Below are 10,249 nucleotides of genomic sequence, written 5' to 3'. Positions count from 1 at the left end.
GGCGTCCAACGCCTCGACTCAGACGCCCAAACGCACGGGAAGAGCCGGCGTCTGAATCGGACCGCGCTCTAGGAGCGACACGAAATCCCCCGCCCGAAGCGGACGGGCAAAATAGAACCCCTGGATCAGATCGCAGCGCCGTTCGGTGAGATAGGCGAGCTGCCCCGCCGTCTCGACACCCTCCGCGATGATCTTGAGCCCCAGGCTCTTGGAGAGCGCAATGACGGCGCCGACGATCATGGCGTCGTGCCGATTCGTCTCGAGACCCGCGACGAACTCCTGCGCGACTTTGAGATAATCGAGCGGAAAACGCCGCAGATAGGCGAGCGACGAATAACCGGTTCCGAAATCGTCGATCATCAGCTGAACCCCCATTTCCTTGAGCTGCTCCATGCGACCGATCGCCAGGTCCACGTCATCCAGCAGGACCGATTCGGTCAGCTCCAACCCCATGTGGCAGGCATTCAGGCCGCTGCGGTCGAGCGCCGCGCCTACGCGATCGACAAAATCGCTACGCCTGAACTGGAGCGACGAGACATTCACCGACACCGTGACCGGAGACGCCCCTTGCGCCAGCCAGGCGCCGACCTGGGCGCACACGGTCTCCATCACCCAATCGCCGAGCGGAAGGATCAGGCCGGTCTCCTCGGCCAGCGGGATGAACTCGCCGGGCGAGGCGACGAAGCGGCCCTCGCCGTCGGGCCAACGCAGCAACGCCTCGGCGGCCAGGATCCGACGGCTGTCGATATCGACCTGCGGTTGATAGTAGACCTCCAGCTCGCCCCGCTCAAAGGCGCGACGCAGTTGCACGTCAAGCCCGAGCTTGCGCACCGCGCGCGTTTTGAGCGCGGCATCGAAGAAATGGTGTTGCCCCCGCCCCAGTTCCTTGGCGCGATACATCGCCATGTCCGCATTGGTGATCAGTTCGGCGACCTCAACGCCATCACGAGGCGCAATGGCAATGCCGATGCTGCTTCCCAGATGCAGCTCGACATCGGCCAGATGGAAGGGCGCACCGAAGGCCCCGACCAGACGCATCGCGATCTGGGAGATCGCCTCCCGATCGGCGACACCGCGCCGGATCACCAGGAACTCATCGCCGGCCAACCGGGCCGCCCACTCATCGTCGCCCAGGTTCTCGCTCAGACGCCTCGCCGCGAGCCGCAACAGCTCGTCGCCGACCCCATGCCCGAGGCTGTCATTCACCCGTTTGAAACGATCGAGATCGAGGAAGAAGATCGCAACCGAGTCGGTCTCCCCGTCGAGTTCGGGGAGCACCTGTTGAAGATACCGCAGCACCGAGCGCCGATTCGGCAGTCCGGTGAGCGGATCCTGGTGGGCAAGCGCATCGAGCCGCCGATGACCCTGCGCCAGCTCCACGATCATCCGATCGAGAGACTCGCCCAACAGACCGATTTCGTCATTGCGCGGCGCATGGCCCACCCGTGCCCCGAGATCTCCGCCGCCGACACGCTCCGCGACGACCGCCATCTCGCGGATCGGACGCCCGACATGACGCACCAGGATCAGCGCGCCGCCCAGCCCAACGCAGGCGGACAACACCAACCACCACAGCAGATGCTCGCGCACCCGCTGAGCCAACCCATAGGCCTGGCGTTCGGGCGCACCGACCAACAGCAGCCAAGGCGGAAAATCGAGAACCGCGAAGGCGCCCAGCATGGGCGCCCCATCCGCACCCGCGAAAGGCGTCGCGAGCAGGGTGCCAGGTCCGCTGGAATGGAGATCCGACAGGTCCCCGACGTGGGGCGGCGGGCCTGGACCAGACCGCGACGGAAAGACCGGCGCACCCGTCTCGTCCAAAATCCAAACGCCGCCGGGAGGATCGAAGCTCTCGTGTCGCAACTGGCGCATCAGGTCGGTCACCTCCAGATAGGCCAGGAGGTTCGCCCGTCGCGCGTCCAAGGGCTCGCGAAACTCGACCTGCAAGGGCAGCAGCCAACGATCGAGCGCCGCGATACGCAGGGGCGCGGAGGCCCGAACCTGCAAGGGATCCGGTCCAGAGGCGGGGGCCTCGGCGGCCGCGAGCAACGTCTCCAGATCTGGCTGGATGTTATCGAGACCGGCCTTGAAGGAGCGTTCGAGCAAGAAGATCGGCGACTGTCCGGCGACCGAAACCCGCAGGGCGCGCACGTTCGGCAAGCCCCGCAGACTTCCCTCCAGCATGGCGATCTTGCCGTCGGGCGGAACGCGCGGATCGTCCACCGCATCGCGCAGCAGGACGAGCGCGGTCCGAGTCGGCTCCACGGCGAGCCGGATCCGATCCATGAGAGCGCCAGCGGTCGCCAGCACCCGCTCGTTGACCGCGCTCTTCAGCTCGGCCTCGGTCTCCGTCAGCGTCGAGAGCCCGAACCACAGCAGTGGAGCGATCGCCAACGCGATGGCAAAGAGGACGATCCGGGCGCTCAGACCCAGCCGATGCCGAAGCCAAAACGCCCGTCCCCACCCCATACCGAAGGGCCGGGGCACGGACGCGGATCCTGTTCGCAGCTCGCCGTTCATCCCATCCTGGCACCACTGATCTATATCGTTATCGGCTACCTATCGCGGAAGGTAGCATGGGGGGTAACCCGAGCGACCGCTCGAACCCTTGGAACTCAGGTCGTCACGATCACACGCACCGCATCGAGGCGTAGATGGGTTTTGGTGAGATACCCCTCCAGTCGCTCGCGCCGGGCGCGCAACCGTTCGATCTCATCCGAACGCACGTTGGGATTGACCTCGGCGAGCGCCGTCAGTCGATCCATTTCCTCGCCGAGCAGGGCGCGCATGCGTACCATGGCCTCGGACTCCAGACGGGCGACCTCGGCCTTCGCCAGCGACTCTCCGCGCTCCAGCATAGCCGCGAGACGCGGGACCTGCGATTTGATCACCGAGCGCGCCAGCTTGTAGTTGCGGGTCAGACAGTCGCCGCGCAGATCGGCATGATCGATCTCGCCGGCCAGATCGCGCCCCTCGACGTCGAGCAGCAGACGCAGCAGGGTTGGCGGCAGAAAACGCCCCACCAGCAGCTCGGGCGGCGCCGGACACTCGGCGACATAGAGCATCTCCAGCAGCAGGGTCGCCCGCTTGAACCGACTGCTGCGCAAGAGGGTCACGGACGAGGTCCCCAGATCGGAGGCGGTCAGCAACTCCATCGCCTCGCGCACCATGGGATGCTCCCAGGTCAGGAACTCGCGGTCCTCGTGGGCCAATGCGCCGGCACGGTCGAAGGTCGCGGTGAGCCCATCCTCGGGCAGTCTGGGAAAGGTTTCGTGCAGCATCTGCGGACCCGGACGCAGCACCAACGAACCGCCGGAGCCTGACTCGTACTCGACGCCGAAGCTATCCCAGAAACGCATCATGTAGTCGGCGGACTCGCGGCTGACGTCGAGCTCCTCGATGCGGTCCACCAGCGGGGCCGAGAGTTCGGGGCGGTGCGAATGAAGCTCCAACAAGCGGTCGCGTCCGGCCGCGAGGTCGGCGTTGATGCGCATGCTGAGGTCGCGCGTATCGGCGATGAGCGGCTCCACCCGGGCCGGATCCTCCAGGGCCTCCATCAGATCGTCGCGCACCTGTTCATAGACCGCCGTCGCCGCCGGGCAGATGGCGTCGAACGCGCCCAGACCCTCGGCGTACCAGCGGAGCAGCACCTCGCCCGGAGTGCCGGTGAGATAGGGCACGTGGATACGGATGGTCTCGGTCTGACCGATGCGGTCGAGCCGACCGATGCGCTGTTCCAGCAGGTCGGGGACCAGCGGCAGATCGAAGAGGATCAGATGATGGGCGAACTGGAAGTTGCGTCCCTCGCTGCCGATCTCGGAGCAGAGCAGCAACTGGGAGCCATCCTCGGCGGCGGCGAAATAGGCCGCCGCACGGTCGCGCTCCACGATCTCCATGTCCTCGTGGAAGATGGCGGCGAACAGCCCCGCGCGCCGCAACAACGCCTCGCGCAATTCCAGCACGGTGCGGGCATGGGCACAGATCAGCAGCACCTTGGCCGGACGCAACTCGCGCAATGTCTCGATCAACCAGTCGATGCGCGGATCCTCGTCCAGCCAGGACTTGTCGGCCAGACGCTCCGGGGTCAGTCGCACCCGAGCATCGCCGTCGAGCGCGCTGTAGCAGGCAGGCAGCGGCAAGGGATAGGCATGCAGCTCGCGCCCCGGGAAGCCGGGAATGGCGGCGCGGGTGTTGCGGAACAGCACCCGTCCGGTACCGTGACGATCGAGCAGTCGGGCGATGATCTCCTCGGTACCGAGCCGTTCCGCATCCTCGATCAGCGAACCGAGCAGCGCCCGATCCGCCTCCGACAGCGGCTCACCGTCGAGCAGACGCGCCGCCAGATCGGCCACCGGGGCATAGCCCTCCTCCTCGGCGACGAAGGCGGCATAGTCGTGAAAGCGCGCCGGGTCGAGCAGACGCAGACGCCCGAAGTGTCCGGCGCGCCCCAACTGCTCCGGCGTCGCGGTCAGCAGCAGCACGCCGGGCGTGCGCTCGGCCAGATCGGCGACGACCTGATAGCCGGGACTCGATTCGGACTCCGACCAGGTCAGATGATGCGCCTCGTCCACCACCAGCAGATCCCAGTCGCCCTCGACCACCGTCTCGCGAGCCCGCCCGTGCGAGGCGATCAGATCCAGACTGCAGAGCACCTGCTGGTCATCGAGGAAGGGATTGGCGTTCGGCATCGACTCGACCCGCTCCTGGTCGAACAGGGCGAAGCGCAGATTGAAACGCCGGCGCATCTCGACCAGCCACTGATGCAGCAACGGCTCCGGGGTTACGATCAGCACCCGGCGCGCCGCGCCGGTCAACAGCATGCGGTGCAGGATCAGGCCCGCCTCGATGGTCTTGCCGAGCCCCACCTCATCGGCCAGCAGCACCCGGGGCGCGTCGCGCCCGGCCACCTCGGCAGCGATTTGAAGCTGATGCGGGATGAGGGCGACGCGCGGCCCGAGCAGACCCTGGGTCGGCGAACCAGACTCGGCCATGCGTTGCATCCAGGTGCGCAGCCGCAGTGTGAACCAGGTATCGCTATCGATGCGACCGGCCAGCAGACGCTGCTGCGGACGGTTGACGCGCATGCGATCGTCGAGCTGGGCCTCGGGAAGCTCGCGGTATCGTCCGCTCTGGTCCTCGCAGAGATAGGTGATGAGCCCCCCGTCGACACGGGTTCCGGTCACCCGCAGCTCATGTCCCTTATGATCGCGGATCCGCTCGCCCGCCCCCAGCTCCACCCGCGCCAGCGGCGCCTCGCGCATCGCATAAAGACGGGTCTCGCCGGTGGCGGGAAAGGCGATGCGCACACAGCGCCCATCGGTGGAAATGACGATACCAAGGCCCAGTTCGCCCTGGGTCTCACTCAGCCAGCGTTGGCCAGGAACGAAGTCAAGCATGCTACTCACAGATTCGAGCCGTTCAGAAAAGCGGCCTATCCTACACCGGCGGCCAATGAGACCCAACGGCTGTGCTACCGTTCTGCGATCGCATTCGAATCGCTGACGACGAGATCCACCATGGCGACCCAGTACCCCCTGATCCTGGTCGATGCCTCCGGGTATCTGTTCCGGGCCTACCACGCGCTGCCCAAGCTCACCAATTCCAAGGGCGAGGCCACAGGCGCCCTGATCGGCGTGCTCAACATGCTGCGCAAGCTGATCGACGAACATCGTCCGGACTACATCGGAGTGGTGTTCGACGCCGCCGGCAAGAGCTTCCGCAACGACCTCTATCCGGACTACAAGGCCCACCGCCCGCCGATGCCGGAGGATCTGCGCGAACAGATCCAGCCGCTGCAGGACATCATCCGCGCCATGGGGCTGCCGCTGCTGGTGATCCCCGAGGTCGAGGCCGACGACGTCATCGGCACCCTGGCCACCCAGGCGGCCGCACAGGACATCCCGACCCTCATCTCGACCGGCGACAAGGACATGGCCCAGCTGGTCGGCGAGCGGATCACCCTGGTCAACACCATGACCGACACCCGGCTCGACCCCGAAGGGGTGCGCGAAAAGTTCGGCGTCCCGCCCGAGCGCATCGTCGACTATCTGAGCCTCATGGGCGACACCGCCGACAACGTGCCAGGCGTGCCCAAGTGCGGACCCAAAACCGCCGCCAAATGGATCGGAGAGTACGGCGACCTGGACGGCGTCATCGCCAACGCCGAGCGGATCAAGGGCAAGGTCGGCGAGAACCTGCGCGCGGCGCTGGATCAGCTCCAGCTCGCGCGCCAGCTCACCACCATCAAGCGCGACGTCCAGCTCGACCTGGGGCCGGCCGATCTCGCACCGACCCCGCCCGATCGCGAAACCTTGCGCACCTGGTACGAGCGCATCGAATCGCGCCGTCTGCTCGCCAGCCTGGACGACGCGCCCGAAACGCCGGAGGCATCCGACACGCCCACGCAGCAGGACGCCGACTACGATCTGGTCCTGACCCAGGCGTCCTTCGACACCTGGATGAGCCGGCTGGAGGGGGCCGAACTCTTCGCCTTCGACACCGAGACCACCGCGCTCGACTACATGGTCGCCGAACTGGTCGGGGTCTCCTTCGCGGTCGAGCCGGGACAGGCGGCCTACGTCCCGCTCGCCCACCGCTATCTCGGCGTCCCGGATCAACTCGATCGCGATGCCGTCCTAGCCCGCCTCAAGCCCCTACTCGAAGACCCCAGCCGGCTCAAGGTCGGGCAGAACCTCAAATACGATATGAGCGTCCTGGCGCGCTACGACATCCGGATGCGCGGCGTCGCCCACGACACCATGCTGGAGAGCTACGTGCTCGACAGCATCGGTCGCCACGACATGGACACCCTGGCCAAAAAATACCTGAATCGAAACACCGTCCATTTCGAGGACATCGCCGGCAAAGGCGCCAAACAGATCACCTTCGACCAGATCCCGCTCGAACCGGCCGGACACTATGCCGCCGAGGACGCCGACGTCACGCTGCGACTGCATCAAGCCCTCTGGCCCCAGCTGGAGGCAAAGCCCTCGCTGGCCGAGCTGTATCGCACCACCGAAATGCCGCTGGTCGACATCCTCTCGCGCATCGAGCGCACCGGTGTGCGGATCGACCGCGACCTGCTCGCCCAACAGAGCCAGGAGCTGAGCCAGCGCATCGCTGAACTGGAGGTCGAAGCCCACGAGACCGCCGGGCGTCCCTTCAACATGGGCTCGCCCAAACAGATCGGCGCCATCCTGTTCGACGAACAGGGCATCAAGCCCATCGCCAAGACGCCCAAGGGCGCGCCGTCCACCTCGGAGGACGTGCTTGAGCAGCTCGCCGACCAGGGGCACGCCCTGCCCCGCCTCATCCTCCAGCACCGAGGGCTGTCCAAACTCAAGTCGACCTACACCGACAAGCTGCCCCAGATGGTCAATCCCGAGACCGGACGGGTGCACACCTCCTACCATCAGGCGGTCGCCGCCACCGGCCGGCTCTCCTCCAGCGATCCCAACCTGCAGAACATCCCCATCCGCACCGATGAAGGTCGACGCATCCGCCGCGCCTTCATCGCCGAACCGGGGCACCGGCTGCTCGCCGCCGACTATTCGCAGATCGAGCTGCGCATCATGGCCCACCTCTCGGGCGACGAACGCCTGCTGGCCGCCTTCTCCAGCGGACAGGACATCCACCGCGCCACCGCCGCCGAGATACTCGACCTCGATCCCGAGCAGGTCACCGGCGAACAGCGCCGCTCGGCCAAGGCGGTCAACTTCGGGCTCATCTACGGCATGTCGGCCTTCGGACTCGCCAAGCAGCTGGGAATCGCGCGCGGCGCCGCGCAGGACTATGTGGACCGCTACTTCCAACGCTATCCGGGCGTAAAGGACTTCATGGAACGCACCCGCGCCAAGGCGCACGAGGACAAATACGTCGAGACCCTGTTCGGCCGCCGGCTCTATCTCCCCGAGATAAACCACAGCAACCAGGGCCGGCGCGCCGCCGCCGAACGCACCGCCATCAACGCCCCCATGCAGGGCACTGCCGCCGACATCATCAAGCGCGCCATGATCGCCGTGGACGACTGGATCCAGCGCGAGCGCCCGCCAGCGCGCATCATCATGCAGGTGCACGACGAACTGGTGCTCGAAATCGCCGAGGACGCCATCGAGGACAGCCGCCAGCCCATCCGCGCCGCCATGGAATCGGCCGCCCAACTCGCCGTCCCGCTGATCGTGGATATCGGTATCGGGGATAATTGGGAAGAAGCACACTAACGTAGTCGGGAACTTCCACTATACTCTTGAATCATATAGGACGAGCGAGCTGGGATCTTCCATTCCCCCCCTGGATGGAGATCCCGGAACCCGGCATCCCCAAGCCGGGCAATGTTCCCCCGAAGCCCCTACCCCCGGACTTCGGGGGTTTCTTTTTGTGCCGCCTCAATCCAACCAGATCGCCCGTCTCAACGTCATGGATCTGGATCGCGCCAGCGCCTCGTCAGGGCTACGGTTCCGACAGGATGACGCGATTGCGACCGCCCTCTTTCGCTGCGTAGAGCGCCTCGTCCGCGCGCCCGAGCGCCGTGTCAGGACCATCCGTCGAGGCGAGTTCGGTGACGCCAAGACTGATGGTCACGCGCACCGCCCCGCGCTCCGTCTCGACGGCATCGTCCGCCACCAGCGCGCGCAGACGTTCGGCCACGCTCCTGGCGTGTCCCAGATCCTCGCCAGGCAAGAGGACGGCGAACTCCTCGCCGCCGATCCGCCCGACCGAATCGGTCTGGCGCAGCAACTGCCGGCAGTGATCGGCAAAACGCTGGAGCACCGCATCGCCGGCCGCATGACCGTAGCTGTCGTTGACCCGCTTGAAGTGATCCAAATCGATCATCAGGAGCGAACAGCGCTCGCCCAGACGGTCCAGTCGCGCCAGCTGATCCGTCAGCCGCTCGAAGAATCGCCGGCGATTGAGCAAGCCGGTCAGAGGATCCGTGGTCGCCAGCTCCATCAAACGGGCCTCCTTGCATCTCAGCTCGGCGGTCTGCGCGTCGAGCTGGCGCTGCCATTCCCGACGCGAGAACCGCACCAGCCCCAGAAGCAGAAGCTGCACGCCCAGATAGCCGATGAGGGCGAAACGGTTCACCCGAGCAAGCGAGTGCGCCAGCGCCTCGACCTGATCGCTGATGTCGCTCCAGATGACGATGGAACCCACCGGTGGCGATGGCGGATCGGTGCATCGCTGATAACGATGCAGCGGAAAACGCACGACCTGATAGATCCTGCCATTCCAGTCGAGCCGGGTATTCTGGTCGGCATCGTTATAGGCCGGCAGCAGGGATCGGCTCAGCCAGGTTTTCAGTTCGTCGCGGGAGGCGGCCAGCAGATAGTCGCCATCGTCCTCGGCAGGAATCCGCGCCGATTGGCGGTTGACGGACAGGAGCCCGGAAATGGCCTCGTGCTTGAGCAGCACACCGTAACCGACACCGACTTGAACGCTCAGACGTCGGAGGTGCTCAGGAAAGCTGGCCCCGACCTCCAGGGTGCCGATCATGGCCGACGCCCGCCCCGGATCCGACTCGGGCGCCACGACCGGAACCACGCTCCGAATCCCAGCAAAGGAAGGACCGATCTCGAAACCGGCGCGCCGACGCCCATCGCGCTGCACGTCGACAATCAGCCGGCGTTTATCGCGCAACGAATCGCCGAACGCGCCCGGCGCGCTCATGCGCAAAAAGGAAACGGCCTCCGGAGCCAGATGGAAATGAATCTGCTGCAGACCGATCTCCTCGCGCATCGTCTTCCACTGAGGCGCGAGCCGGTGCGCGAGCGCCCGACGGATCCGCTCCGCCTCGGCGCCGCCGCGCCCTCCACCCTCGGCACGCACCGCCGCCGCGCCGTCCGCCACCAACCCCCTGATCTCCGTATCCGACGCGAGCAGATCCGCGATGGAGATCATCCCGTGCTCCAGCTCCACCCGCATCACCCCGAAGGCCGTCTTCAAACGCACCGCCTCGCGATCGAGATCCGCGCTCAGACGCTGCTCGGCCAGGGTGTCGACCAAGCGCGCGATCGCCGCGAAGCTGCCGAGCAAGAGCACGCTCGCGAGGAAAACGACAGTGCGATAGGACATGGACGCCATCCGCGAATATCGAAACCCTGGATCCAAGCATGACACCCCGTCCGAGCACGCCCGCAACAGCACCGATCTCCGAGCGGTCGACACGCATCAAACCATACACACACTCAACAACCACCAGCTAAAGCTGGTGGGTTGAAGCTACGGACTGAAAGTCCGGATACGGGTCGAT

The 10,249-nt window shown here is 66.0% G+C and carries 4 protein-coding genes; 1 reads left to right on the top strand and 3 read right to left on the bottom strand.

Annotated elements, in window-relative coordinates:
* Nucleotides 1-18: 18 nt before the first annotated feature.
* On the bottom strand, nucleotides 19-2,487 hold the full coding sequence (locus tag ACFSJC_RS07640; protein ID WP_386025373.1) for a putative bifunctional diguanylate cyclase/phosphodiesterase: 2,469 nt from the start codon (nucleotides 2,485-2,487) through the stop codon (nucleotides 19-21).
* A 128-nt stretch (nucleotides 2,488-2,615) separates the two neighbouring features.
* On the bottom strand, nucleotides 2,616-5,396 hold the full coding sequence (rapA, locus tag ACFSJC_RS07635; RefSeq protein WP_386025371.1) for an RNA polymerase-associated protein RapA: 2,781 nt from the start codon (nucleotides 5,394-5,396) through the stop codon (nucleotides 2,616-2,618).
* Nucleotides 5,397-5,516: 120 nt separating this feature from the next.
* Between rapA and polA the strand changes: the two genes are divergently transcribed.
* On the top strand, nucleotides 5,517-8,219 hold the full coding sequence (polA, locus tag ACFSJC_RS07630) for a DNA polymerase I (protein WP_386025369.1): 2,703 nt from the start codon (nucleotides 5,517-5,519) through the stop codon (nucleotides 8,217-8,219).
* A gap of 229 nt (nucleotides 8,220-8,448) precedes the next feature.
* On the opposite strand, the gene ACFSJC_RS07625 is transcribed toward polA, so the two are convergent.
* Entirely contained in the window at nucleotides 8,449-10,071 is a 1,623-nt protein-coding gene (locus ACFSJC_RS07625) for a GGDEF domain-containing protein (RefSeq protein ID WP_386025367.1), read from the bottom strand.
* Between the last annotated feature and the right edge of the window lie 178 nt (nucleotides 10,072-10,249).

Origin of the sequence: Thiorhodococcus fuscus (genome assembly GCF_042682685.1) — a bacterium.
GTDB lineage: Bacteria > Pseudomonadota > Gammaproteobacteria > Chromatiales > Chromatiaceae > Imhoffiella > Imhoffiella fuscus.
Note: the sequence above shows the minus strand (reverse complement) of the source record. Positions and strands in the feature narration are given on the sequence as shown.